Annotated in this window: 24 protein-coding genes and 1 pseudogene; 8 read left to right on the top strand and 17 right to left on the bottom strand. The window is 73.4% G+C overall.

Features of this window, described 5'->3' with window-relative positions; translation table 11 throughout:
• On the bottom strand, nt 1–1,178 hold a 1,178-nt coding region (locus ABD120_RS07450; RefSeq protein WP_343948973.1), incomplete at its 3' end, for a carotenoid oxygenase family protein.
• 77 nt (nt 1,179–1,255) lie between these two features.
• On the bottom strand, nt 1,256–1,408 hold the full coding sequence (locus ABD120_RS07445) for a hypothetical protein (protein ID WP_343948972.1): 153 nt from the start codon (nt 1,406–1,408) through the stop codon (nt 1,256–1,258).
• Nucleotides 1,409–1,485: 77 nt separating this feature from the next.
• On the opposite strand from ABD120_RS07445, the gene ABD120_RS07440 reads away from it, so the two are divergent.
• Entirely contained in the window at nt 1,486–2,625 is a 1,140-nt protein-coding gene (locus ABD120_RS07440; RefSeq protein ID WP_343948971.1) for a cytochrome P450, read from the top strand.
• On the opposite strand, the gene ABD120_RS07435 is transcribed toward ABD120_RS07440, so the two are convergent.
• From ABD120_RS07435 to ABD120_RS07385, 11 genes and pseudogenes are all read right to left on the bottom strand, one after another.
• Nucleotides 2,615–3,268 (bottom strand): response regulator, encoded by a 654-nt coding sequence (locus tag ABD120_RS07435; RefSeq protein ID WP_343948970.1) that lies wholly within the window; start codon nt 3,266–3,268, stop codon nt 2,615–2,617. The genes ABD120_RS07440 and ABD120_RS07435 overlap by 11 nt on opposite strands.
• Nucleotides 3,259–4,395: a sensor histidine kinase gene (locus ABD120_RS07430; RefSeq protein ID WP_343948969.1), complete on the bottom strand. Its 1,137-nt coding sequence runs from the start codon at nt 4,393–4,395 to the stop codon at nt 3,259–3,261. Before ABD120_RS07430 ends, ABD120_RS07435 begins: the two co-directional genes overlap by 10 nt.
• 10 nt (nt 4,396–4,405) lie before the next feature.
• A complete protein-coding gene (locus ABD120_RS07425; protein ID WP_343948968.1) occupies nt 4,406–5,173 on the bottom strand; it encodes an ABC transporter permease in 768 nt (255 codons plus the stop codon).
• Nucleotide 5,174: 1 nt separating this feature from the next.
• Nucleotides 5,175–6,077: an ATP-binding cassette domain-containing protein gene (locus tag ABD120_RS07420; RefSeq protein ID WP_343948967.1), complete on the bottom strand. Its 903-nt coding sequence runs from the start codon at nt 6,075–6,077 to the stop codon at nt 5,175–5,177.
• 49 nt (nt 6,078–6,126) lie between these two features.
• Complete coding sequence (locus ABD120_RS07415) at nt 6,127–6,993, bottom strand: MerR family transcriptional regulator (RefSeq protein WP_343948966.1); 867 nt, start codon at nt 6,991–6,993, stop codon at nt 6,127–6,129.
• An 8-nt stretch (nt 6,994–7,001) separates the two neighbouring features.
• The gene (locus tag ABD120_RS07410; protein ID WP_343948965.1) at nt 7,002–7,919 is read right to left on the bottom strand and encodes a sulfite exporter TauE/SafE family protein; all 918 of its coding nucleotides are present in this window, start codon (nt 7,917–7,919) and stop codon (nt 7,002–7,004) included.
• A gap of 116 nt (nt 7,920–8,035) precedes the next feature.
• A complete protein-coding gene (locus ABD120_RS07405) occupies nt 8,036–9,109 on the bottom strand; it encodes an EF-Tu/IF-2/RF-3 family GTPase (protein WP_343948964.1) in 1,074 nt (357 codons plus the stop codon).
• A gap of 101 nt (nt 9,110–9,210) precedes the next feature.
• Nucleotides 9,211–9,954, bottom strand: a pseudogene (locus ABD120_RS07400) (GTP-binding protein); the annotation flags it as partial.
• 411 nt (nt 9,955–10,365) lie between these two features.
• Nucleotides 10,366–11,010, bottom strand: coding sequence for a response regulator transcription factor (locus ABD120_RS07395; RefSeq protein WP_343948963.1), 645 nt, complete (start codon nt 11,008–11,010; stop codon nt 10,366–10,368).
• The gene (locus tag ABD120_RS07390; RefSeq protein WP_343949022.1) at nt 11,001–12,065 is read right to left on the bottom strand and encodes a sensor histidine kinase; all 1,065 of its coding nucleotides are present in this window, start codon (nt 12,063–12,065) and stop codon (nt 11,001–11,003) included. Before ABD120_RS07390 ends, ABD120_RS07395 begins: the two co-directional genes overlap by 10 nt.
• A 22-nt stretch (nt 12,066–12,087) precedes the next feature.
• Nucleotides 12,088–12,705: a DedA family protein gene (locus ABD120_RS07385; protein ID WP_343948962.1), complete on the bottom strand. Its 618-nt coding sequence runs from the start codon at nt 12,703–12,705 to the stop codon at nt 12,088–12,090.
• Nucleotides 12,706–12,805: 100 nt separating this feature from the next.
• Between ABD120_RS07385 and ABD120_RS07380 the strand changes: the two genes are divergently transcribed.
• Nucleotides 12,806–15,493 carry an SNF2-related protein gene (locus ABD120_RS07380; RefSeq protein WP_343948961.1) on the top strand — a complete coding sequence of 896 codons (2,688 nt, stop codon included), beginning with the start codon at nt 12,806–12,808 and terminating at the stop codon, nt 15,491–15,493.
• The gene (locus tag ABD120_RS07375) at nt 15,490–16,587 is read left to right on the top strand and encodes an SWIM zinc finger family protein (protein WP_343948960.1); all 1,098 of its coding nucleotides are present in this window, start codon (nt 15,490–15,492) and stop codon (nt 16,585–16,587) included. Before ABD120_RS07380 ends, ABD120_RS07375 begins: the two co-directional genes overlap by 4 nt.
• A gap of 5 nt (nt 16,588–16,592) precedes the next feature.
• Here the strand turns inward: ABD120_RS07375 and ABD120_RS07370 are convergent, their stop codons facing one another.
• Together ABD120_RS07370 and ABD120_RS07365 are read right to left on the bottom strand one after the other, a co-directional pair.
• Entirely contained in the window at nt 16,593–17,255 is a 663-nt protein-coding gene (locus tag ABD120_RS07370; RefSeq protein WP_343948959.1) for a response regulator, read from the bottom strand.
• Entirely contained in the window at nt 17,252–18,517 is a 1,266-nt protein-coding gene (locus tag ABD120_RS07365) for a sensor histidine kinase (protein ID WP_343948958.1), read from the bottom strand. Before ABD120_RS07365 ends, ABD120_RS07370 begins: the two co-directional genes overlap by 4 nt.
• 293 nt (nt 18,518–18,810) lie before the next feature.
• On the opposite strand from ABD120_RS07365, the gene ABD120_RS07360 reads away from it, so the two are divergent.
• From ABD120_RS07360 to ABD120_RS07340, 5 genes are all read left to right on the top strand, one after another.
• Complete coding sequence (locus tag ABD120_RS07360; protein WP_343948957.1) at nt 18,811–20,064, top strand: alpha/beta hydrolase family protein; 1,254 nt, start codon at nt 18,811–18,813, stop codon at nt 20,062–20,064.
• A gap of 42 nt (nt 20,065–20,106) precedes the next feature.
• Nucleotides 20,107–20,727 (top strand): TetR/AcrR family transcriptional regulator, encoded by a 621-nt coding sequence (locus ABD120_RS07355; RefSeq protein WP_343948956.1) that lies wholly within the window; start codon nt 20,107–20,109, stop codon nt 20,725–20,727.
• 9 nt (nt 20,728–20,736) lie between these two features.
• Nucleotides 20,737–21,747: a glycoside hydrolase family 113 protein gene (locus ABD120_RS07350; RefSeq protein ID WP_343948955.1), complete on the top strand. Its 1,011-nt coding sequence runs from the start codon at nt 20,737–20,739 to the stop codon at nt 21,745–21,747.
• Nucleotides 21,748–21,881: 134 nt separating this feature from the next.
• A complete protein-coding gene (locus tag ABD120_RS07345) occupies nt 21,882–23,060 on the top strand; it encodes a sensor histidine kinase (RefSeq protein ID WP_343948954.1) in 1,179 nt (392 codons plus the stop codon).
• Nucleotides 23,057–23,707: a response regulator gene (locus ABD120_RS07340; RefSeq protein ID WP_343948953.1), complete on the top strand. Its 651-nt coding sequence runs from the start codon at nt 23,057–23,059 to the stop codon at nt 23,705–23,707. Before ABD120_RS07345 ends, ABD120_RS07340 begins: the two co-directional genes overlap by 4 nt.
• Before the next feature lie 96 nt (nt 23,708–23,803).
• Here ABD120_RS07340 and ABD120_RS07335 read toward each other — a convergent pair whose 3' ends face one another.
• Both ABD120_RS07335 and ABD120_RS07330 read right to left on the bottom strand, forming a co-directional pair.
• A complete protein-coding gene (locus tag ABD120_RS07335) occupies nt 23,804–24,997 on the bottom strand; it encodes an MFS transporter (RefSeq protein ID WP_343948952.1) in 1,194 nt (397 codons plus the stop codon).
• Entirely contained in the window at nt 24,994–25,656 is a 663-nt protein-coding gene (locus tag ABD120_RS07330; protein ID WP_343948951.1) for an SDR family oxidoreductase, read from the bottom strand. The genes ABD120_RS07335 and ABD120_RS07330 overlap by 4 nt, the downstream gene beginning before the upstream one ends.
• Nucleotides 25,657–25,720: the final 64 nt, after the last annotated feature.

Here is a 25,720-nt window from a genome sequence, read left to right as displayed (position 1 = left end):
CCCGCCGCCGACGGGGCGAACACGGCCTCGCTGACGACCGCGTCCCGGCCGAACACGTGCGCCTCGGAGCTGCCGCGCTGCAGGTCGTGCTTGATGAGCACGTTGGCGAAGGCCTCGTCGGGGGTGACGTCGTCGGCCGCCAGCGGATACAGGTGGGCGGCGGCGGTGTAGCCGAAGCGGTGGGGCCGCGACATCAGCGCCTCGTTGACCCTCGGGAACTCCTGCGGCCGCTCGTCGAGTCCCTGGCGGGACACCTTCCCGGCCACCGGGTCGACCGTCCATCTCTCCAGCACGGGCGAGCCCGACTTGGTCGGGTCGGCCACGTCGAAGTGGTCGTAGGCGATCACGTCCACGATCACGCCGCCGTCGGGAGTGTCGTAGGCGTTGAACGTGTGGAACACGAAACAGGGCGCCACCGGCACCCACCGCACCTCCCCGCCGTCGCGCGGCATCAGGCCGACGCGGGACTCGTGCTCGGGCTTCCACACGTACGGCACGGTCGCCCCGCCCGCCGCCTGCTCAGGACTGAAGATCACCGGCAGGTCGAAGATGACCACGTACTTCTCGGTCAGCGCGAAGTCGTGCACCATGGGCGCGTCCGGCACCGCGATCTCGGTGGCGCGCAACACCTGGCCGCCGGAGCCGATGACGACGTGCTTGATGTGGTCCCACAGGGGGAAGTAGCTGACACCGTGCAGTTCCTGGGCGGCCGCGTCGAACTTGGTGTGCGCCGTGAACCCCTCCGACAGGTCGCCGTCGAAGTCGAAGACGCCCTTGGTGTCGAGCTCGTAGCCCAGCTCGTAGACGGGCGCGCCGCTCTCCATCAACGCCAGCGTCCGGCCGCCGTGCCCGATGACGTGGGTGTTGGCGGCGAAGTCGAACTGCGGCGCCTGGGCGCCGGAGTACTCCTCCCCGAAGTGGGCGGCGACCTGGGAGGAACGCACCCACCGGTTGCGGTACCACTCGGCGCGGCCGTCGCGCAGGCGCACGCCGTGGACCATGCCGTCGCCGAGCACCCAGTTGTGCACGGCCGGGTCCTCCACACCGAGCGGGTTGGGGCCGTTGCGCAGATAGCGGCCGACGAGCTCGGCCGGGATGCTGCCGGTCACCGGCAGGTCGAAAGCGGTGATCTCCTCGGTCAGCGGGGCGAAATGCCCTTCGAGATAAGGGTTCGTCATACCCGTACAGTGGCCGTCGGCGCTGACCGTCGGCGTACCGCTCGCTGACGGCCGCTGACAGCCGCTGACGGCTGCCGTCAAGCGGCCGCCAGGCTCTCGCACAGCGCGCAGCCGGTGCTGAAGCTGGCGCCGCTGATCCCGTCGAGCCCGGCGCCAGCGGCCAGGTGGACGCTGGAGCGGGCGGGCTCGGTCAGGTCGCCGAACAGCGCGGTCGGTCGGGCGTTCGCCATGCTGAGCCCGGCGTTCCTGCCCGGTGGCGAGCCGCCGCCTTGACCCCGACGCGACGTCAACGTCTTGACTGGGGGCCATGGACACACTCCCCTTCGACCGGCCGCACGCGCTGGAGCCGCCACCGGCCTACGCACGGCTGAGAGCGGCCGCCCCCCTCACCCCCGTCCGCACCCCCGACGGGAGCACGGCCTGGCTGGTCACCTCCTACGACGCCGCCGTTAACGTACTGGCCGAGCGGCGGCTCACCCTCGCCCCGCCGGGCGCCGACACCAGCGGCAACGACACCCTCTTCCAGGACGGCGAGACGCACCTGCGGCTGCGCCGCCTGGTCGCGAACGCCTTCGGCCCCCGCGCGATCGCCGCCCTCGTCCCCCGCGTCGAACGCGTGGCCGACGACCTCGCCGCCGCCGTCGCCGCTTCCGGCACGGACGCCGACCTCGCGCGGACGCTGGCGATCCCCCTGTCGATCACCGTGATCGCCGAACTGCTCGGCGTCGCGCCCGCCGGCCTCGACCGCTTCCGCGCCCTGGCCGAGGCCGTCAGCACCGCCGACTTCCAGTTCGGCGGCCCGGAGGAGATCGAGCGCGCCCAGCGGGCCTGGACCGAGTTCGGCACCTACGCCGCCGACCTGGTCATCGCCAAACGCGGCGCCCCCGGTGCCGACCTGATCAGCGCCCTGCCGGCCGCGCCCGGCCGCATCAGCGACGCCGAGGTCACCGCCATGGTCGCCACCGTCGTCTCGGCCGGATACCTGTCGGCGGCCAACGCCGTCTCCGTCGCCGTCCTGCGCCTGCTGACGCTCGACGCCCCCGTCGAGGTGGGCCCCGCCGTCGTGGAGGAGGTGCTGCGCATGCAGGCCGGCCGTACCGGCGAGCCCTTCCCCAGGTACGCCCAGCAGGACCTGCGGGTGTGCGGCACCTCGATCGCCGAGGGCGAGAGCGTGCTGGTACGGCTGGAGGCCGTGCACCGCGACCCGGCGCATTTCCCGGACCCCGACCGATTCCTTCCCGGCCGCCAGGGCAGCCCGCCGCTGGTCTTCGGCCACGGCCCGCACTACTGCCTGGGCGCCGCCCTGGCCCGCGCCGAGGTCGCCGCCGCGCTCGGCGCCGTGGCCCGCCGTCTGCCCGGCCTGCGCCTGGCCGTACCTCTGGAGCGGGTCGCCTGGGCGACGGCGGGGACCGACACCGGCCCCGCCGAGGTGCCCGTCACCCGGTGAAGCCCTCCAGATAACGCAGGATGGCCAGCACCCGGCGGCTGTAGGCCGGGTCGCGGGGCAGGTCGAGCTTGTCGACGACGGCGTTGACGTGCTTCTCCACGGTGCTGAGCGACACGTGCAGCCGCTCGGCCACCGCGGCGTTGGCGTAGCCCTGCGCCAGCAGGCGCAGCACGTCGTGCTCGCGCGGGGTCAGCCTGCGCAGCGGGTCGGCGCGGGTGGTGCTCGCCAGCAGTTTGCGCACGACCTCCGGATCGAAGACGGTGCCGCCGTCCCGGATGCGCTCCAGCGACGCGAGGAAGTCGCCGACCTCGGAGACGCGGTCCTTCAGCAGGTAACCCAGCCCGTCGCCGTCGCCGGACAGCAGCGCGGCCGCGTATGTGGTCTCGACGTACTGCGACAGCACCAGGACGCCCACACCGGGCCAGCGCGAGCGGATCTCCAGCGCCGCCCGCAGCCCCTCGTCGCGGTGGCCGGGCGGCATGCGTACGTCCACGACGGCCACGTCGGGACGCTCCGCCGCGACCGCCTCCAGCAGCGCGCCGGCGTCGCCGACGGCGGCCACGACCTCGTGCCCGGCATCCTGCAGCAGCCGGCTCAGCCCCTCGCGCAGCAGTACGGAGTCGTCGGCGAGGATCAGCCGCACGGCAGCTCCGCCGCGACGGTGGTCGGCCCGCCGGGCGGGCTGTCGACGGTGAGGACGCCGTCGAGCGCAAGTACCCGTCTGGACAGCCCGGACAGGCCGCCGCCCGCCGGGTCGGCGCCGCCGCGCCCGTCGTCGGAGACGGCGATCCTGACCGTGTGCTCGTCGCGGCTCACGACGATCAGGATGTCATGGGCGCCGGCGTGCTTGACGGCGTTGGTGACGGCCTCGCGGGCGACGAAGTACAGCGCGGTCTCGGCCTCGGACGGCAGCCGCCGCTCCAGCCGGTAGTGCACGGTGACGGGTGTGCCGCTCTGCTCGGCGATGCCGGTGAGCGCGGCCCGCAGTCCCAGTTCGTCGAGCACGACCGGGTAGATGCGCCAGGCGACGCTGCGCAACTCGTCCAGCAGCCGCCGGGACTCGACGTAGGCCATCGCGACCAGTTCGCCCGACAGCGACGGGTCGGCGGCGTGCCTGGCGCGGCCGAGCAGCATCGCCAGCGCCACCCCGCGCTGCTGCACCCCGTCGTGCAGGTCGCGCTCGATGCGGCGGCGCTCGTCGTCGACCGCCTGGAGCATCCCCGAGCGGGTCGCGGTCAACTGGGCGATGCGCCTGCGCATGAGCTGCTCGCCGCTCGGGCCGAGCATCCGGTCGGCCAGGCGCCGCTGGGCCGCGCCCAGCAGCAGCGCCCCGCCCGCGCTGGCCGCCACGGCGGCGGCGCCGGCCAGCAGGCCGAGCACCCCGCTGTGGGTGACGACGTTGACACCCGGCCACGACAGGTGCACCGGCTCGGGCCCGCCCCAGGTCAGCTCCCACAGGCCGCCCAGCAGGAACAGTCCGCCGAGCAGCAGCCCGTTCAGGCACAGGTAGCCGCCCAGCACCGCCAGCAGGCCCATCGCCGCCAGGAAGCCGGGCCCGCCGCCCCGGCCCGGCGCGGTGTGGCCCATCCACCGGGCCAGCCGGGCCCGCTCCAGCGCCAGCAGCCGGGTCAGCGCCCGGTCGGCGCCCGCCCGCGCGGCGGGCACCAGCAGGGCGGGCCACACCGCCACGGCGAACAGCAGGCCCAGGGCTCCGAGGGGGACGCCCGCCAGGACCCCCACCAGCGGCCGCACCACCCAAGAAACGGACATGCGGGACAGTTTAGGCATCGCGTCGGCGCAGTACCGTGTACCCTGCCGCCAGGGCCGCCGCCGTCCACGCCAGCAGCCAGCCGAACCCCTCACCGGCGCCGTACGGGATCGGGCCGCCCGTGAGGTTCTCCACACTTTCCATGAAAGCCAGCCCGGCGAACATCGGCAGCCGCGCCGAGATCTCCAGCAGTGCCGGGGAGCCGGTCATCATGAGCATCAGGGGCAGCCCCATGAGCAGCATGAACATCACCGTCAACGTGCCCGCCGCCGAACGCGCGGCGGCACCGGCGCCCAGCGTGATCAGCGCGACGGCGGCCGAGTAGACGCCCACGCCCAGCAGGTCGGAGACCACCTCGCCGAGCGATACCGGGCCCGGCCCGCCGAACTGCTCGGCCGACAGCAGCGCGTACACCGCCGCCGTGGCCACCGCCCCCGAGACGATCCCCGCCAGCGCCATCACCGGGACCAGCACCAGCGCCTTGGCGGCCAGCATCAGGCCGCGCACCGGCACCGCCTGCAAACTTGAGCGGATGGTGCCGGAGGAGTATTCGGAAGTCACGGTCAACATCGCCAGCGCCACCAGCGCGAACTGGGCGAACGACGTCGAACCCACCACCGGCTCGCTCACCGGGACCCGCTCGCCGCCGCTTGCGGCCGCGCCGCCGATCGTCACCGCGCCCAGCACCAGCAACCCGGCCGCGCCCGCCAGGAGGTACCAGGTGGAGCGCACCGACCACAACTTCGTCCACTCGGCGGCCATCGCCTGCCACACGGCCATCTCACACGCTCCGGTATTCGACGCTGCCCGAGGTGAGCTCCTGGTATGCCTGCTCCAGCGACGCCTCGCGGGCACGCAGTTCGTGGAGCCGGATCCCCGCCTCGTGGGCCAGGTCGCCGACGCGCTCTGCCGTGGTGCCGGTCGCGACCAGGTCGTGTTCGCCGGGCCGTTCGACGACGGCCCCGGCCGCCGCCAGCAGGGCGGCGAGCTCGGCCGCGTGCGGGCTGCGGACCACGACGGCGCTCAGCGAACTGCTCGCGATGACCTCGGGCAGCGGCGCGTCGGCGATGAGCCGCCCCCGGCCGATGACGACCAGATGGTCGGCGGTCTGCTGCATCTCGCTCATCAGATGGCTGGAGACGAAGACCGTACGGCCCTCCTCGGCCAGCGAACGCATGAGCTTGCGCACCCAGCGCACCCCGTCGGGGTCGAGGCCGTTGACCGGCTCGTCGAACATGACCACCGGAGGGTCGCCGAGCAGCGCCGCGGCGATGCCCAGCCGCTGGCTCATGCCCAGCGACAGCCCGCCCGCGCGCTTGCGCGCCGCCTGCGCCATGCCGACCCGTTCGAGGACCTCGCCGACGCGGCGCATCGGGATGCCGTTGCCGCGCGCCAGCGCCGTCAGGTGGGCGTGGCCGCTGCGCGCCGGATGCAGGGCGCGGGCGTCGAGGGTGGCGCCGACCGTGCGCAGCGGGGCGGGGATCCGATGGTAGGGCCGGCCGCCGATGAGCGCCCGGCCCGCCGTGGGCCGGTCGAGGCCGAGGATCAGTCGCATCGTGGTGGACTTCCCCGCGCCGTTGGGGCCGAGGAAGCCGGTGACGGCGCCGGGCTTCAGCTCCAGCGTCAGGTCGTCGACGGCCAGGCGGGGACCGTACCGTTTGCTGAGGTTTCTGAGACTGATCACACGGTTCACGCTAGGAGGCGGGGTGGCTCGCCCACCACGTGGGCAGCCGTCAGGTCTCCTGGGGGTTTTCCGTAAGATCGGCCGCGCGGGTCCGCTCGTCCAGGTAGAGGTCGAGTTCGCGGCTACCCGACAGCATGGCGCGTGAGCGCAGCCGCAGCCGCGAGCGCCACTCCGACAGCAGGGCGCCCAGGGCGGGCGTGCCGCCGGCCCTGCGGAGCTGGTCGGTGAACTGCCGGATCTGGGACAGCCGGTAGCCGCCGCGCCGCAGGTGGCGGGCCATCTGAGCGTCGCGTACGTCGGCGGCGGTGTAGAGCCGGTAGCCTGCGCGATCGCGCTCCGGCCGCAGGATGCCCGCCTGCTCCCATTTGCGGACCGAGGCCGGATGCATGCCGAGGCGGTGGGCCAGCGCGCCGATCGTCACCCCCTTGCCGTCCGGCTCGGCGGGGATCTCGGCGCCGGCCAGTTCGCCGAGGGCGGCGCTGACCTCGGCGAGGGTGTCGCGCTCGCGCAGCAGGTCGGCGTGCGCGCGGTCGATGGCGCGAAACAGGCTCTCGTCGTCGCCCCGGTTGGCCGCGCGCATGATCTCGGCGGCGATCTGGTGGCCGTAGCCGGAGCGCAGGGCGAGGAAGGCGCGCAGCGCCTGGGCGTGCAGGGAGCGGTAGAGGCGGTATCCCGCCGGGCTGCGCTCGGCGGGCGGCAGGATGTTCTCGTCCTCGTAGTTGCGGACCGCCTGGGTGGACAGGCCGTGCTCTCTCGCCAGGTCGGCCGGTCGCAGCGGCCTCGCGGGCCGTCGCCGTGCAGCCAGGGCTCTCCTTCCTCCGAGCTTGAGCCAAGGATAGCGGCGCCGGCGGCGGCCGAACGGCGAAAACGGCGACGGGTGCGCGGCCATCCCTCCGCGCACCCGTCGCCTCTTCATCGGGAGAGTCAGGCGGGTGTGGCCTCGCGGCGCTCGCTCTGTGCCTCAAGGGCCTCTGCGGCCTTGTCACGCCGGTAGGCGCGCACCGAGTAGGTGATCGCGGCGGCCCACAGTACGGCGATCGTGATGTAGGCGATGGTCTGCACGGTCGAGTTCGCGTCGATCCAGTCGCTGCGCAGCAGCGTGCGGACGTTGGTCAGCACGATCACGCCGCCGACGGCGGAGCCGAGGATGCGCGGCGGGATGTGGCGCACGAGCCAGGCGGCGATCGGCGCGGCGATGATGCCGCCGAGCAGCAGGACGCCGACCCAGCCGAAGTCGATGTTCTCCGAGCCGATGCCGATCAGGAAGCCGGCGCTGGCGGCCAGCGCGATGAGGAACTCGCTGGCGTCGATGGAGCCGATCACCTTGCGCGGCTCCAGGCGGCCGCTGGCCAGGATGGCGGGGGTGCCGACCGGGCCCCAGCCGCCGCCCCCGGTGGCGTCGACGAAGCCGGCCAGCAGCCCGAGAGGGGCGAGGAAGCGCTTGCGCAGGGGCTTGCCGAGGTTGCCGCGCGGCAGCCCGAAGGCCGTGAAGCGGATCAGGATGTAGACGCCGAGCGACAGCAGGATGATCGACATGATGGGGGCGCCGAGCTCGGTCGACAGGCTCGACAGGAACGTCGCCCCGGCGAAGGCGCCGACCGCTCCGGGGATACCGATCTTGGCGACGACCTTCCAGTCGACGTTGCCGAAGCGCCAGTGCGAGATGCCCGAGGCCAGGGTGGTGCCGATTTCGGCCAGGTGCACCGTGGCCGAGGCGGCCGCCGCGTTGGTGCCGATGGCCAGCAAGAGCGTGGTAGACGTGACGCCGTAGGCCATGCCTAGGCTGCCGTCCACGAGCTGGGCGGCGAAGCCTACCAGCCCGAGCAGGATGAGCGCCCTCACGACTTTCTCCCTCTTTCCGACTATATAAGTAGGAATTATGAGTTGGTGGGGTGGCCAGGTCAAGACACGCGGCGGTAACACCGGCGGCCCCAGGTGCCGGGGCCGCCGGTCGGCCGTCAGCAGGCCGGAGCGTAACCGCAGGGACGGGCGGTGAACGCGCCCCTGCCGTGCGTGCTGCTGCGCAACCGCGTCGCGTACCCGAACAGCTCCGCGAGCGGAACCGTCGCCGTGACCACCATGCCGCCCGCACGTACCTGCGAGCCGCAGACACGCCCGCGACGGGCCGCCAGATCGCCGAGCACCGCCCCGGCGTCCTCCTCCGGTACGGTCACCGTCACCTCGGCCACCGGCTCCAGCAACTCCATGGCGCACGCCCGCAGCGCCTCGCGCAGCCCGAGCCGCCCGGCGGTGTGGAAGGCCAGCTCGGAGGAGTCCTTGGGATGCGTGGCCCCGTCGGTCAGCGTCACCCGCAGCCCGGTGACCGGATGCCCGCCGAGCGGCCCCTCGGCCAGCGCCGCCCGGCACCCGGCCTCGACCGCGCGCACGTACTCACGCGGCACCCGGCCGCCCACCACCGCCGAGGCGAAGGCGAAACCCTCCCCCGGCTCGACGCTCAGCGTGACGCAGGCGAACTGCCCGGCGCCGCCCTCCTGCTTGATGTGCCGGTAGGACAGGCCCGCGACCCCCGCGGCGACCCGCTCGCGCATGGCCACCCGGGGCCGCCCGGAGACCACGGCCAGGCCGTGGTCGCGGCGCAGCTTCTCCACCGCCACCTCCAGGTGCAACTCGCCCATGCCCGACAGCAGCGTCTGCCCGGTCTCCCGGTCGGTGCGCACCGCCAGCGACGGGTCCTCCACCGCGAGCCGGGTCAGCGCCGCCGTCAGGCGTCCGGCGTCGGCCGCGCCGCGCGCCTCGAGTGCGACCGACACGACCGGCTCGGCCGAGGCGGGCGGTTCCAGCAGCACCGGCGCGGACGGCGAGCACAGCGTGGCGCCCGCGCGGACCCCCTTCAGCCCCGCCACGGCGACGATGTCGCCCGCCCGCGCCCGCTCGACCTCGGTGTGCCGGTCGGCCTGGATCCGCACCACCCGGCCGATCCGCTCGGTACGGCCGGCGGCCGCGTCGAGCACGACGTCCCCCTTGCCCAGGGTGCCGCTGAAGACCCGCACGTAGGCCAGCCGTCCGGCCACCTTGAACACCAGCGCCGCCTGCGGCCCCTGCTCCGGCGGGGCGGGGGCAGGTAGGCGACGACCGCGTCCAGCAGCGGTTCGACGCCGAGATCGCGGTAGGCCGCGCCGCACAGCACGACCACCCCGGCGCCCGACAGCGTGATCTCGCGCAGCGCCGCCCGCAGCGAGTCCGCCGACAGGGTGCCGTGCTCGACGTACTCCTCCAGCGCGGCGGGGTGCAGGTCGGCCACCGCCTCGTCGAGGTCGCGGCGCCGCCGCTCGGCCTCCTCCCGCAGCTCCGGCGGCACCGGCCCCTCGGTCATGACGCCGTCCGGCCACGTCAGCGCCCGCATGCCGACCAGGTCGACCACGCCGCGGAACCCGCTCTCGCTCCCGATGGGCAACTGGACGGCCAGCGGCCGCACGCCCAGCCGGTCGCGGATCGAGGCGACGGCCAGTTCGAGGTCGGCCCCCGCGCGGTCGAGCTTGTTGACGAAGGCCAGGCGCGGCAGGCCGTGGCGGTCGGCGCGCCGCCACACCGACTCGCTCTGCGGCTCGACCCCGGCCACGGCGTCGAAGACGGCGACGGCGCCGTCGAGCACCCGCAGCGCGCGCTCGACCTCGTCGGAGAAGTCGACGTGGCCGGGGGTGTCGATGAGGGTGAGGCGGTGCTCGCGCCACCGGCAGCTGACGGCGGCGGCGAAGATGGTGATGCCCCGGTCGCGCTCCTGCGGGTCGAAGTCGGTGACGGTGGTGCCGTCGTGGACCTCGCCGCGCTTGTGGGTGGCGCCGGTGAGATAGAGGACGCGTTCGGTGACGGTGGTCTTACCGGCGTCGACGTGAGCGAGAATGCCGAGATTGCGCACGATCCTGTGCCTTCCGAGCCTTGACGGGCAGAGCGGCGCGATGACCGGGCGAGCGGGGCTCGTCCGGGTACGTCAGTGCCAGGCGCGCAGCGGGCACCGGCCCGCCGAGGACACGAGGATCACCTCGAAGCGCGACGAAGGCGTGACGGCGGTGCGGTGGCACACGGCGTCTCCCCCCTTCGTCTCGCGGTTGGTCGTGGCGACTGTAGCCAAGCCGGACGGCGGCGCGACACCGGTTTTCCGCCTCACCGGTCCCACACGGGCTCGGCGCTCTCGCGGACCCCGCCGTCGGCCGAGAAGATCAGGAACCGGTCGAAGCCGGCGGCGAACCAGCGGACGGCCTCGGACACGACTGGGACACCACGTTCGCGCGCGGGCTCGGCTACCTGCTCGACGGCATGGCCGCCGAGATCACTGCTTGAGGAAGCTCAGCACCGCGAGCACTCTGCGGCTGTAGCCGGAGGTGTGCGAGATCCCCAGCTTCTCGAAGACCGCGTTGACGTGCTTCTCCACCGCGCTCTGCGACACGTGCAGCGCCTGGGCGATCGAGGCGTTGGTCAGCCCCTGCGCCATGTTCTCCATGACCTCGCGCTCGCGCGGCGTCAGCCGGGCCAGGGGGTCCTTGCGGGTCGTGCGCGCCAGCAACTGGCGCACCACCTCGGGGTCGAAGGCCGCGCCGCCCGCGCCCACCCGCTCCAGCGCCTCCAGGAAGTCCGACACCTGCGCCACGCGGTCCTTCAGCAGGTAGCCGACACCCTCCACGTCGCCGGACATCAGCTCCGTCGCGTATTTCTTCTCGACGTACTGCGACAGCACCAGCACCCGGACGCCCGGCCGCTCGCGCCGGATCTCCAGCGCCGCGCGCAGTCCCTCGTCGGTGTGCGTCGGCGGCATGCGCACGTCCACCACGACCGCGTCCGGCTCGTGGGCGGCCACGGCCGCCAGCAGCTCCTGGGCGTTCCCGACGGCGGCGGGCACCTCGTGTCCCTCCTCCAGCAGCAGCCGTACCAGGCCCTCGCGCAGCAGCGCGTTGTCCTCGGCCAGGATCACCCGCACGGCAGCACCGCCGTCACGACCGTCGGGCCGCCCGCCGGGCTGTCGAGCGTGAACCGGCCGTCGATCGCGGCCACCCGCCGCCGCAGCCCGGCCAGTCCGCCTCCCGACAGGTCGGCGCCGCCGCACCCGTCGTCCTCCACCCGCACCACGACCGTCTCTTCCTCCTGCTCATCGCGTACGCTCACCAGCACCCGCCCTGCCCCCGAATGCTTGACCGCGTTGGTCACCGCCTCCGAGACCACGAAATAGGCCACCGTCTCGACCGCCGTCGGCGGCCGGGCGGCGAGCGAGCAGCCGACCTCGACCGGAATCCCCGCCCGCTCCGCCACCCCGGCCAGCGCGTCGGCCAGGCCGTGCTGGTCGAGCCCGCTCGGATAGACGCGCCAGGCGACCTCGCGCAACTCGGCCAGCGCCCGCTGCGCCTCCTCGTGCGCCTGCGGCAGCAGTTCGGCGCGGCCCCGCCGGGCCCGGCCGATCAGCATCGACAGCGCCACGAGTCGCTGCTGCAGCCCGTCGTGCAGGTCGCGCTCGATCCGGCGCCGCTCGGCGTCCACCGCGGTCACGATCCCGGCCCGGGACTCGGCCAGCTCGGCGACCCTGCGGCGCAACGCCTCGGCCGGGTCGGGCGCCAGCAGGCGCCGTACCAGCCGACGCTCCAAAGCCCGCACCCCGAACAGTCCCGTGACGTTCAGGAAGAGCAGGACCAGCCCGGCCGCGCCGAAGTAGGCCACCAGATCGGGGCTGGGGAGCATGCCGTCGAACGGCTCGTCGCGGACCCACGCGGCGCCGACCCGGAGCCCCGTGGCGGCGCCGAGTCCGAGCAGCCCCAGGCACACCCCGCCGAGCAGCCCCAGCGGGATCCGCGCGGCCAGGTAGCGCAGCGCCCGCCGTCCGTCCGGACCGGGGCCCGCGGACAGACCCAGGCGACGGGCTTGGGCCTCGGCCAGCCTGAGGGCCGCCCGGTGCACGGCGGCCGGGCGCCGCGCGGCCAGCGCCGGCGCGCACCCGACCAGGAAAAGCAGGTGGGCGACGGCACTCGCGGTGCCGGCGGCCACCGACGTCAAAAGCCTCAGTGTGTCACCGGCGAGCCGCATGGCGGCCTTTGCGGCGCTCGCCCAGCCGTACCGCGATGAAGACCACCACGGCCAGCGCGACCACCCCGATCACGATCTTGCTGCCGATGCCGACGTAGGCCTCGACCAGGTGCCAGCTCTCGCCGAGGTAGTAGCCCGCGAGCACGAAGATGCTGTTCCAGATCGCGCTTCCGGCCAGCGTGAGCAGCGTGAACGTCACCAGCGGCATGCGTTCGACGCCCGCCGGGACCGAGATGAGGCTGCGGAAGATCGGGATCATCCGCCCGAAGAAGACGGTCTTCTTCCCGTGCTTCTGGAACCACGCCTCGGTCTTCTCGATGTCGGAGATCTTGACCAGCGGGAGCTTGCCCGCCAGGAACAGCGTCCGCTCCCGGCCGAGCAGCGCGCCCACGCCGTACAGGGCCAGGGCGCCGACGACGGAGCCGATCGTGGTCCACACCAGCGCGTCGACGAGGCCCATCCGACCTCTGCTGGCCGTGAATCCGGACAGAGGGAGGATAACCTCGCTGGGCAGCGGCGGGAACAGGTTCTCCAGCGCGATCGCGAGCCCTGCGCCCGGGGCGCCCAGGGTCTCCATGAGGTCAACCACCCAATCAGTCATAGACAAAGGGTAGGCAAGATCCGGGCATGCCGTGAATGCGGTGAGTCCCCTAATTCTCCCTGAGGTAAACCACAGGTCTCGTACCGTACCATGTACGGTTGTGACTTCCTTGGTACGGCACCCGGTCGTCTTCGAACCCGGCGACCCGCCCCGCGCGGGCACTCTCGCCTTCCTCGACCCCGGCGGGGACGAGCGGGCCACGGTCGTGGACGCGGACCTCACGGTCCGCGAGACGGCCGTGACCAGGATGCCCGTCGCCGCCGCCGTACCCCTGCTGGCCAGGGCCAGAACCGACGCCCAGGCCCACCCGGCGGCCCGCTTCTGGGGCGCCGTCGCGCTCGTGGCCCTCCAGCTCCTGGTACGCGGCCGGGTGCTGCCCGGGGTCTCGGCCGGCGACTTCGACGCCTGGCGGGCCGGGCCGTTCGACGCGGCCGACCACGCCAGGATCCGCGAACTGGCCGACGCCATGCCCGCGGAGGCGCGGGCCGTACCCGCCGAAGGGCTGCTGCTGACCGACGCGGAAACCCTCGTGCGGGCCTTCCTCGACGCGGTCGCCGACGCCATGCCGCGCTCGCCGGGGGCCGTCCGCGCCACCGGCACCACCGCCTTCGCCGCCACCCGCCCGGTCAAGGTCCCGCAGCTGCGGCCTTGGGCCGAGGAGGTCTCGGCGGGGCTGGACTCCGGAGTACGGCTGTCGCTGCGCCTGGAGACCGACGACCCTCTCGGCGGCGAGTTCCGCGCCGTCGTCCAGTTGCACGGCGTCGCCGACCCCGCGCTCGTGGCCGACGCCGCCGACCTGTGGGCGGGCCACGAAACCGGGCTCGGCCCCCGCGCCCGCATCGAGACGATCATCGCGCTGCGCCGCGCCGCCAAGGCCTGGCCCCGCCTGGAGGCGCTGCTGGAGAGCGCGGTGCCCGACGAGCTCATCCTCGCCGACGCCGACGTCGAGCAACTTCTCGGCGGCACCGCCGCCCGCCTCGACGCCGCCGGGGTCGACGTCCACTGGCCCCGCTCGATGGTGCGCGACCTCAGCGCCCGCGCCGTCATCGGCGAGCACGACCTCGCCCCCTCCGACCTGCCCTCCTTCCTCGGCGGCGGGCAGCTGACCAGCTTCAACTGGCAGCTCGCCCTCGGCGGCGTGCGCCTGAGCGCCGAGGAGATGGACCGGCTGGCCGAGGCCCACTGTCCCGTCGTCCGGCTGCGCGAGCAGTGGGTGCTCATCGACCCGGCCCTGGCCCGCAAGGCCCGCCAGCGCGACCTCAAGCCGTTGACCGGCATCGACGCGCTCAGCGCCGCCCTCACCGGCACCGTCGAGATCGACGGCGAGCAGGTGCCCGTCGACCCCAGCCCCTGGCTGGCCGAACTGCGCGAACGCCTGTCGCAACCCGAGGACATCGGCGCCCCGCCCGCCCTGGCCGCCACCCTGCGCGACTACCAGTTGCGCGGCCTGCGCTGGCTGGCCCGCATGACCTCCCTCGGGCTCGGCGCCTGCCTGGCCGACGACATGGGCCTCGGCAAGACGATCACGCTCATCGCCCTGCACCTACACCGAGGCCAGGGGTCCACCCTCGTCGTGTGCCCGGCCTCGCTGCTCGGCAACTGGGAGCGCGAGATCGAGAGGTTCGCACCCGGTGTCCCGGTCCGCCGTTTCCACGGCAGCCGCCGCGACCTGGCCGACGACGGGTTCGTCCTCACCACGTACGGCACCATGCGCGTCGACGCCGCCCGGCTGGCCGAGCACCCCTGGGACCTCGTCGTCGCGGACGAGGCCCAGCACGTCAAGAACCCGGCCTCCGGCACCGCCAAGGCGCTGCGCGAGATCCCCGCCACCGCCCGCGTCGCGCTCAGCGGCACTCCCGTCGAGAACAACCTGTCGGAGCTGTGGGCCATCCTCGACTGGGCCACCCCCGGCCTGCTCGGTACCCTGCCCCGCTTCCGCGCCCGCTGGGCCAAGCCCGTCGAGTCCGGCGAGCAGGAGGCGGCCCGGCGGCTGGCCGCGCTCGTCGGACCGTTCCTGCTGCGGCGCCGCAAGTCCGACCCCGGCATCGCGCCGGAACTGCCTGCCAAGACCGAGACCGACCGGCCCGTGGCGCTCACCACCGAGCAGGCCGGACTGTACGAGGCGACCGTCCGCGAGATGATGGAGCAGATCGCCTCCGCCGGCGGCATGGCCAGGCGCGGCCTGATCGTCAAACTGCTCACCGGGCTGAAGCAGATCTGCAACCACCCCGCCCAGTACCTCCACGAGGGCGAGCCGAGGCTCACCGGCCGCTCCGGCAAGCTGGAACTGCTGGACGAACTGCTCGACACGATCCTCGCCGAGGACGGCTCGGCACTGGTGTTCACCCAGTACGTCGCCATGGCCCGGCTGCTCGAACGGCATCTGCGCACCCGGGGCGTACCCACCCTGTTCCTGCACGGCGGCACCTCCGTCGCCCGGCGCGAGGAGATGGTGCGCGAGTTCCAGGACGGCGCGGCGCCGGTCTTCCTGCTGTCGCTGAAGGCCGCTGGCACCGGGCTCAACCTGACCCGCGCCGACCACGTGATCCACTACGACCGCTGGTGGAACCCCGCGGTCGAGGACCAGGCCACCGACCGCGCCTACCGCATCGGCCAGACCCGGCCCGTGCAGGTGCACCGGCTCATCGCCGAGGGAACCGTCGAGGACCGGGTCGCCGCGATGCTGGCGGCCAAACGCTCGCTCGCCGACGCCGTGCTCGCCGGCGGCGAGGCCGGGTTCACCGAACTGACCGACGCCGAACTCGCCCGACTCGTGGAGCTGAGATGACCGCCGTCCAGGGATTCGCCGCCTTCCCCCGCCAGAGCGCCGGAGCCCGGTTCGCCGCCACCTGGTGGGGGCGCGCCTGGATCAAGGCGCTGGAGGACACCACTCTCGACCACACCCTCCTGCGCAAGGGCCGCGCCTACGCCAAGACCGGACGGGTCGGCCCCATCACCGTCAGCCCGGGACGGCTGTCGGCGATGACCGAGGACGGGCACGACACCGTCGTCCAGGTCACCCGCCTCACCGACGCCGAGTGGGACCGCTTCCTCGACCAGGTCGCCGCCCAGGCCGGCCACATCGCCGCGCTGCTCGACGGCGACGTGCCCCAGGACCTGGTCACCGCCGCAGAGGATGCGGCCGTGCCACTGCTGCCCGCCGTCGGCGACCTGGAGCCGGACTGCGACTGCCCCGACTGGGGTCACCCGTGCGAGCACGCGGCCGCCCTGTGCTATCAGGCGTCCTGGCTGCTGGACGGCGACCCGTTCGTGCTGCTCCTGCTGCGCGGGCGCGGCCGCGCGGAACTGCTGGAGGCGCTCCAGCTGCGCGACGCCCCCGCCGCCGCGCCGGGGATCGCGGCCGCCGACGCCTACGCGCTCGGCACCCCGCCCCTGCCCGAGCCGCCGCCCGCCGACGTCGCCTTCACGCCGCTGGAGCTGGAGGAGGCGCCGGGGGTGGACGTGCGGGCGCTCGGCGCCCTCACCGCCTCCGCCTCGGAACTGGCCCGCGAACTGCTGGTGACGGGACGGCTGCGCTCCCTCACCGAGTACCAGGACCGGGTACGGCTGGCCGCCGCCTCCGGCCTCGACGCGGGCCTGGAGGCCGCCGTCCTGGCCTGGCGGTACGGCGGAGCCGACGGCCTCGACGTCCTCGAACGCCCGTGGACCCCCGCCAAGGCCGACCTGGCCAGGGCGGCGGCCGAGTGGGAACGGCAGGAACTGCCCGCCGTCGAGCCGTGGCGCAACCGGTGGACCCTCGGCTCGCTGCAACTGCGTTACGGACGCGACGGCCGCTGGTACCCGTTCACCGACCGCGACGGCGACTGGTGGCCGGCGGGCCCGCCGGAGAAGGATCCTGCGGCGCTGCTCGCCCACACCTGATTGCGTCAGAGGTCGGCGGGGCGGACCAGGCCGCTCTCGTAGGCGAAGACCACCACCTGGGCGCGGTCGCGCAGCCCGAGCTTGACCAGCACGCGGCTCAGATGCGTCTTGACCGTCGCCTCGGCCAGGTGCAGCGCCGAGGCGACCTCGGCGTTGGACAGCCCGCGCGCCACCTGCGCCAGCACCTCGTGCTCGCGCGCGGTCAGCTGCGCCAGCCGCTCGTCCCGCTCGGCCGGTCCCGGCGCCATCTGCGGCGCGAACCGCTCCAGCACCCGGCGGGTGACCCTCGGTGACAGCACCGCCTGTCCCGCCGCGACGCTGCGGATGGCGCTCAGCAGTTCCTCCGGGCGGGTGTTCTTCGGAAGGAACCCGGCCGCGCCCGCCTTCAGCCCGGCGAAGGCGTACTCGTCCAGGTCGAAGGTGGTCAGGATGAGCACGCGGGAGCGCGGGCTGTCGCGCACGATCCGGCGGGTGGCCTCGATGCCGTCCAGGCCGGGCATGCGCACGTCCATCAGCACCACGTCCGGGCGCAGGGCGCGGGCCAGCCGGGCGGCCTGCTCGCCGTCGCCGGCCTCGCCCGCCACCTCCAGGTCCGGCTCGGTGTCGAAGATCATGCGAAAGGCGGTCCGCAGCAGCGACTCGTCGTCGGCGATCAGCAGCCGGATCATCGCGGTGCCCCCAGGTCCAGTACGGCCAGCACCCGCCAGCCACCGGGCACCGGCCCGGTCTCCAGTGTTCCGCCGTAGGCGGCCACCCGCTCCCGCATGCCCGCGATCCCCCGCCCTTCGCCCGCCCGTCCCGCGTGCGCGGGTTCCTCGGTGGCCGGGGACACGTCGGTGACCTCCACCTCGGCTCGGTGAGTGGACACCTCCACCCGCACCTCGGCGCGGGCGCCGGGCGCGTGCCGCAACGTGTTCGTCAGCGACTCCTGGACCAGCCGGTAGATCGTCAGCTGGGCGGCGGCGGGGACCGTCTCGGTGTCGCCGATCACCCGCACCCGTACCACCAGCCCGGCCGCGCGCACCTGCTCGGCCAGCGCGGCGAGCCCGGCGATGCCGGGCGCGGGCCGCGTGTCGGCGGAGTCTTCCGACTGCTCCGCGCCCGCCCTCGTGGTCACGGAGTGCTCTGAGCGGTACGCGCCCGCGCTCGTCGCCGTCGAGCGTTCTGAGTGGTATGCGCCCGCACTTGTCGCCGTGGAGCGGTCTGCGTTCAAAGAGCGGCGCATGTCCTGGAGGGCTTGGCGTCCGGTCGTGGCGATGTGCTCCATCGCCTCGGCTGCCCGGTCCGGCGCGCTGTGGCGGACGTAGGCGGCGCTGTCGGCCAGCGCCACCATGACCGACAGGTTGTGGGTGACGATGTCGTGCATGTCGCGGGTCATCCGCGCGCGCTCCTCGGCGACGGCCAGCCGGGCGCGGTGCTCACGGTCGCGTTCCAGCGCGCTCACGTACTCGCGCCGGGCCCGTACCCACAGCCCGGCCATGAGCGCGGCGGCGGCCATCGCGCTGAGCGCGGCCGCCGTGAACGGAAACCGGCCGGGCGGCGCCCAGCGTACGGCCGCCAGCAGCACCCCGGCCTCCAGCGCGAGCGCCGCCGGGAGGGTGTGCCGCCAGGGGCGGTGCGCGGCGACCGTGTACAGCGCCACCAGCAGGGCGGCGTCGGCGGGAAGCTGCACGTCCAGCGCCCATTGGACGGCGGCGGCGAGGCCGATCACGCCCATGACGGTCAGCGGAGCACACCGCCTCCAGGCGAGGGGCGCCACCAGCGCGATCTGGAGCGCCAGCAGCCACGCCGGCCCCGACAGCACCCGGCCCGGTCCGAGCGTGACCAGGAACAGCGCGACGGCCGGCAACGCGTCGACGGGCACGGTCGCCCCCGCCCGCCGCAGCCCTCGACGTCTGCTCACCTTCGGCACGGCAGCCGCCATCTTCATGGGGTTCACCCTATTTGTGGTGCGGGTTCGCTTTCGATCCTCCTCGGGGACGACCGTCATCCGAAAGTCGCACGCGCACATGCGACCTCCGCCGCTGGTCCGCGGCCGCGCCGGGCTGCCAGCCTCGTCGGACGTCTTTCCGTCTGAGGAGCTGTCTCATGTCCAACGTCCAGCAGAACACCGATCCGGCCGGGCTCACCGGTCCGGCGGAACCCGCCGCGCTCAGGAGCCCGGCGGCCTTGAACGGGAGCCCTACCCGGGGAAGGAGCGCAACCCTGGAAAGGAGTTCGGCCTTGGCAAGGAGTTCGGCCGCCCCGAACAGGGGGCCGATCGCCTCGAAAACGGCCGCAGGCCGCTGGGCGGGCCAGGTCATGGCGCTGGCCGGGATGGTGCTGGTGGCCTGCGCTCCTGCGGCCGGCGCCGACGTCGCCAAGCCGATCGGGGTGAGCCTGCCCGCGCCCGGCGGCCCGTATCCGGTCGGGACCGTGGCGATGCGGCTGGTCGATCACTCACGGCCCGATCCGCTGGTGGCGGCCAAGCCGTACCGGGAACTGATGATCAGCCTGTGGTACCCCGCGAAGGCGGGCGGCGGGCCGCGCGCGCCGCACATGGCGCCGCTGGCCGCAGCCGACTGGGACCGGCACTCGGCACCGCCCATGGGCATCCCCAAGGGCGCCGTCGCCTGGGCCGCGACCACTACCCGCGCCCGCGTCGGCGCGCCCGTCGAGCCCCGCGCCGGCAGGCTGCCGGTGGTGCTGTTCGGCTCCGGGGACGGCGGGCCGCGCACGCTGGGCACCAGCCTGGTCGAGGACCTGGCCGCGCGCGGCTACCTGGTCGTCACCGTCGACCACACCTACGAGGCCGACCAGGTCGAGTTCCCCGGCGGACGCCTGGTGCGCGCCGTGCCGCTGCCCGCGAAACTGACGCCGAGGGTCATCGCCAAGCTGCTGGCCAAGCACGCGCGAGCGCGCTTGGCGGACATGCGTCACGTCCTGGACCGGGTCGCCGCCCTGGCCGACGGCCGCCCGATCGGCCGGGAGCTGCCCGAGGGGATGCTGGGCGCGCCGGACCTCTCGCGGGTGGGGGCGCTCGGGCAGTCGCTGGGCGGGTCGGTCGCCGCCCAGCTCACCCGCGACGACAACCGGGTGGACGCGGGCGTCAACCTGGACGGCGCCTATGTCGGCCCGGTGGCCGGGCGTGGTGTGGCCAGGCCGTTCCTGCAACTGGCCGCCGAGACCCACACCCGGGAGAGCGAGCCGAGCTGGAAGTCGTTCTGGCGGGCCTCCACCGGGTGGAAGCGGGAGCTGCGCTTCGCGGGCGCGGCCCACGGCTCCTTCACCGACCTGCAGCCGCTGCTGCCGCAGATCGCGGCCGGGCTGCCCAAGGTGCCGCTCGCCGATTACGTGGGCACGATCGATCCCGCCCGTTCGACGGCGGCCCAGCGCGTGTACGTCGGCGCCTTCTTCGACCTGCACCTGCGAGGCAAGCCGACCCGCCTGTTCGAGGGCCCGGACACCCGTTTCCCCGAGGTGTCCCTGATCCCCTGACCTCGCTTGCCGGAAATAGGCCGATCGGCCTACTGTTAGGCCATGCAGTCTGATGGTAGGCCGATCGGCCTGAAACGTAATCCGATCATCGAAGAGGCCCGCCGACGGCAGATCATCGACGCCGCCATAGAAACGGTGGCGGCCGTCGGCTACGCGCAGGCGTCGCTGTCGCGGATCGCGCAGCACGCGCGGATCAGCAAGAGCGTGATCTCCTACCACTTCGCCGGAAAGGACGACCTGCTGGAACAGGTCGTCACGCAGATCTACGACGACTCCTGGAAGTTCATCGAAGCCGCGCTCGAAACCGAGGACACCGCCTCGGGCAAGCTCCGCGCCTACATCCGGTCCAACCTCGACTACCTGCACGCGCACCGCTCCCGCGCGCTCGCGGTCGGCGACATCGTCCGCGGTCACCGCGCGCCCGACGGCACCCCGCGCTTCGCCGCCACCACCGACGAATCGGTCGTCGACCTGCTGACCGCGATCCTGCGGCAGGGCCTCGCCGACGGCGAGTTCCGCGACCTCGACCCCCAGGTCGTCGCCGTGACCGTCGGCCAGGCCCTCATCGGGGTCCTCGGCCTGTGGGTGATGAACCCCGCCGTCGACCTGGCCGCCTGCACCACCGAGCTGATCACCCTCTTCGACCGCGCCACCAGGAAGTAGGGACCTGCCATGGGCCTGACCGCCAAAGGCGTCAACTACGACGTCGGCACGAACCTCCTGCCCGGCGGCGGACTGTCGCGCAGCACGTGGCGCCCCGAACTGATGCGCCAGGAGATCCGCGCCATCCGCGACGAACTGCACGCGGACTCCGTCGGCGTCTACGGCACCGACCTCGACCGGCTCGTCCAGACCGCGACGGCCGCGCTGGAGGACGGGCTGCACGTGTGGCTGCAGCCCCGCCTGTACGAGGCCGGGCCCAAGGAGACGCTGGACAACCTGGCCCGTACGGCAGTGGCCGCCGAACGCCTCAGGAAGGAGTACGGCGCGATCGACCTCAACGTGGGCTGCGAGCTCACGATCTTCTCCGCCGGCATCATGCCCGGCGCCACCTATGACCGGAGAAGCGCCAAGCTGGCCTCCCCGCTGTTCTGGCCGCTGTTCCCCTGGTACAGCAGGAAACTGAACCGCCTGCTGGGCCGGGCCGCCGAGGTCGCCAGGTCCGCCTTCGACGGCCGCATCACCTACGGCTCCGGACTGTGGGAGAGGGTGGACTGGACGCCGTTCGACGTCGTGGGCCTCGACTATTACCGCATGTCGTACAACCGGTCCCGGTACGTGGAGAACCTGCGGGGCTTCCACCGGCACGGCAAGCCCGTGGTCGTCGTCGAGTTCGGCTGCGCCGCCTTCGACGGCGCGGCCGAGAAGGGCCCGGCCGCCCACGAGATCATCGACCACGGCGGTCCCGTCCCGGTGATCGACGAGAGGTGGACCAGGAACGAGCGGGTCCAGGCCGAACAACTCGCCGAGCTGATCGGCGTCTACGAGGCGGAGAACGTCCACGGTGCGTACGTGTTCGAGTTCATCGAGCCGGACCACCCGCACTCCGCCGACCCCCGCCACGACCTCGACAAGGCGGGCTACGGCCTCGTCAAGGTCATCCCGGACGGCACGGGCTCCTACCGCTGGGAACCCAAGGCCGCCTTCCACGAGATCGCCCGGATCTACGGCCGCGCGGCCTGAATCTGCCGTCGGTCTCCGCGTCAGCGCCTCGTCCGACAGTCGATTCCAGAGGGCTCGGGGGCTGCGACTTTCGTAGGGGGTGCTGTGGCGAACGGACCGTGTTCGCACGTGTGGCCTGGCCGTACGCTCGGGGTGTGCAAAGTACGTCGCTCGAACGCCGGGTGCTCGGCGAGATGGCCCGGGGCGTCGATCGCGTTGTTCCCTGGGCCGTCGGCCTGGCCGTGGCCGTTCTGTCGATCATCATGCCGGATCCCGCTCAGGCCGCCGAGACGGGGGCGGAGCCAGGACGGGTGCTGTTCGCCGTCGCATGCGGCGTCGCCGCGTGGGCGGGCCGCAGGGGGCGCTGGCCGTTGATCGCGCTGGGCGCGGCGGCATGGTTGCCGTTCGCGCAATGGCACGTCCTCACCGTGGCGACGTACTACGTGGTGACGGCCGCGCCGTCGCGGCGCCTGGTCCCGGCCTACATCGCGGCAGCGGCCCTTCTCGTCTCCGCACGGCCCGTCCTGCTGCCGCACGGCGACCGCGGGCTGCTGGAGGAGGCAGGGGTCAATCTCCTCTGGGCGATCGTGTTGCCGCTGGTGGCGGGCCTGTGGGTGAACGCGCGCAGGCAGGTGCTGACGGTACTGCGCGAGCGCACCGAGTGGCTGGAGCGCGAGCAGGCGGTCCGGGCCGAGCAGGCGCGGGCCCAAGAACGCACGCGGATCGCACGGGAGATGCACGACGTGGTCGCCCACCGGGTGTCGCTGATGGTGCTGCACGCCGGCGCGCTGGAGGTCAGCGTCCAGGACGAGCGCACGGCCGCCGAGATGGCGAACATCAGGGCGACGGGCAGGGAGGCGCTGGCGAACCTCCGGGAGGTGCTCGGCGTACTGCGCACCTCGAAGTCCCTCGACGGCCACGCCCCACCACCGATGCTCACCGACCTCGACAGGCTGCTCGGCCAGTCCAGGTCGGCGGGGCTACGCGTGCGCCGCCGGGACGAGGGAGAACCCAGGCCGGTACCGGAGGCCGTCCAGCGCGCCGCCTACCGCGTGGTCCAGGAGGCCCTCACCAACGTCCACAAGCATGTGGGTGCGTGCGACGTCGACGTCGTCCTGCGCTACCTTCCCGGCGAACTGGAGGTGATCGTGGACAACGGCCCGCCCGTCGGCCCGCGCCCCGCGCAACCTCTCCCGGGTGGCGGCCTCGGACTGCTCGGCCTCCGTGAGCGGGTCGCCCTGCTCGGCGGCCGGATCCGTACGGGCCCCGGACCCGAGGGCGGCTTCACGCTCGTCGCCCGGCTGTCCACCGAGCGCATCGGGGAGTCTCCGTGATCAGGGTCCTGGTCGTCGACGACGAGCTCATGGTGCGGTCCTGGCTACGCATGATCCTGGAGTCGGCCGGCGACATCTCCGTCGTCGCAGAGGCGAGCGACGGGGAAGAGGCGGTCGCCGCCGCCGGCCGGTGCCGTCCCGACGTCGTGCTCATGGACGTGCGGATGCCCGGCACCGGCGGCCTGGCCGCCGCCGCACGCATCGCGACCTCGCCCGGCGCGCCGAAGGTCGTCATGCTCACCACGTTCGACCTCGACGAGTACGTGCACGAGGCGCTGCGGGCCGGCGCGGTCGGGTTCCTGCTGAAGGACACCCCGCCGCGCGATCTCGCCACAGCCGTCCGCACGGTCGCCGCCGGGAACGCCATGCTCGCCCCCACGGTGACCAGGCGGCTCATCAGCGCGTTCGCCGAGCGGCGGGACGTCTCGAAGGCCGAGGCCGCGCGGCGGCTCCTCGGCGAGCTGACCGAGCGCGAGCACGATGTCGTCCTCGCCGTCGCCCGTGGCCTGTCCAACCGGCAGATCGGGCGCGAGCTGTCGATGACCGAGACGACCGTCAAAGCCCACGTCAGCCGTGCGCTGGCCAAGCTACGCCTGGGTAACAGGGTGCAGGCGGCGATCCTGGTGCACGAAGCCGGCCTGCTCTGACCCATCCCGCACAGCTTGGCGCAAGGCTGCCGGTGGAGCACGTCGAAACCCCCTGCCCGGACGCTCGGGCAGGGGGCGACGTGTCGCGGAAGGGGTTCAGCCGACGCGTACCCGCCCCACGGCCAGCGCCGTCAGGACGGCCAGGAGGGCGCCGAACCACAGCACCCCGGTGATGGCCACGTTGTCGGCGACCAGCCCGCCGAAGAGCGCGCCGAGCGCGATGGCCAGGTTGAACACCGAGGTGTTCAGCGCGGTCGCGGGCTCGGCGCTGCCCGGCGCCGCCAGGAGGATCCAGCTCTGCACGCTCACCGGCACTCCGCCGAACGCCAGTCCCCACAGGACCAGCAGGGTGATCCCGCCGACCGGGTTGTCGCCGAGGACCGGGAACAGCGCCAGGACCGCGGCGAGCGCCACGCCGACGGCGATGACCGTCGCGCGGAGGTTGCGGCCCGCGAACATGCCGACGACGGCGCTGCCGATGATGGCCGCGACCCCGAAGACCAGCAGCAGCACCCCGACCAGGTCCTTGTCGACGCCGGCGACCCCGGCGAGGATCGGGCTGATGAACGTGAAGGCCGCGAAGTGCCCGCTGACCAGCATGAACGTGGCCAGGACACCGGCGCGGACGGCGGGGTTGCGAAGCTGCTGGGCCAGGGTGCGCAGCCGTACGGGCTGGGTGGCGGGCATGGACGGCAGCAGCATGGCCAGCGCGATCGCGACCAGCAGGCCGAGCCCGCCGACGATCGCGAACGCGACCCGCCAGTCGGTGAACCCGCCGATCAGCGTCCCCGCCGGTATCCCGAGGACGTTCGCGGCGGTGGCACCGCCGAAGGTGATCGCGGTGGCCTGCGGCACCCGCGACTCCGGCACCATGCGGACGGCGATCCCGGCGGCCAGCGCCCAGAAGCCGCCGATGCTGATCCCGACGAGGAACCGGGAGACGAGCAGGACGGCGAAGCTGGGCGCGAGCGCCGACATCAGGTTGGCCAGCACCATGAGCGCCATCAGCCCGATCAGGACGATCCGCCGGTCGAGGCGGCCGATCGCCACCGGCAGCAGCGGCGCGGCGGCGGAGGCGACCAGGCCGGGGACGGTCACCATCAGCCCGGCGGCGCCCTCGGAGACGCCGAGGTCGCCGCCGATGGGGGTCAGGAGGCCGACGGGAAGCTGTTCGACGGTGACGACGGCGAAGGTTCCGACGGCCACGGCCGCGACGCCGAGCCATCGCCGGAAGGAGACGTGTTCTGTCGTGGGGGTGGATGGTGTGGGGGTGAATGCCGTGGCGGTCATGACCGGTGCTCCTGGTTCAGGGTGCGGGAGTGGATGATCTGTCCGGACACGCGGGCGGCGTCGGCGCCGGTCAGCCAGGCGACCAGCGGGACGGCGCCGGCGGGCCGGTCGTCGTGGCGGACGCCGACCGCGTTGACGGTGACGCGGCGGCCTTCGAGGTCCTTCGCGGCGGCGGCGATCAGATGGAGGGCGGCGGCCTGGGAGGCCGCGTCCAGCCCGGCCGCCGGAGCCGCGAGCGTGGTGGACAGCAGGACGTAGCGTCCGCCGTCGGCCAGGTGGAGGGCGGCGGCGCGCAGGGTGTGCAGGACACTGCGGACGTTGTGGTCGACGAGGTGGTCGAAGTCGGTGTCGGCGAGGTCGGCCAGCGGCTTCCCGACCACCGGCCCGGTCGCGTGGACCACGACGTCGAGCCTGCCGTGGCGTGACACCACGCCTTCGACGAGCGTGTCGACGTCGGCCGCCACGGTGGCGTCGGCGCGGATCGCCTCGGCTCTCACGCCGTGCCCGTCGAGGACGGCCAGCGTGCGCCGGGCGCCCTCGTCGTCGTGGGCGTAGGCGAGCACCGTGGTGGCGCCGCGTGCGGCGAGGTTCTCTGCGATCACCCTGCCGCCGCCGACGACGAGGGCGACCCTGCCGTGGAGGTCGCGGAAGCGGGACATGTCCGGCCTTTCGCTGGGGTTCGCTGGACGTCTGCAATGCTGCCCCCGAGGACCCTGCCAGCGG

Origin of the sequence: Nonomuraea longicatena, assembly GCF_039525605.1 — a bacterium.
Lineage (GTDB): Bacteria > Actinomycetota > Actinomycetes > Streptosporangiales > Streptosporangiaceae > Nonomuraea > Nonomuraea longicatena.
This window is presented reverse-complemented; position numbering and strand designations above follow the sequence as displayed.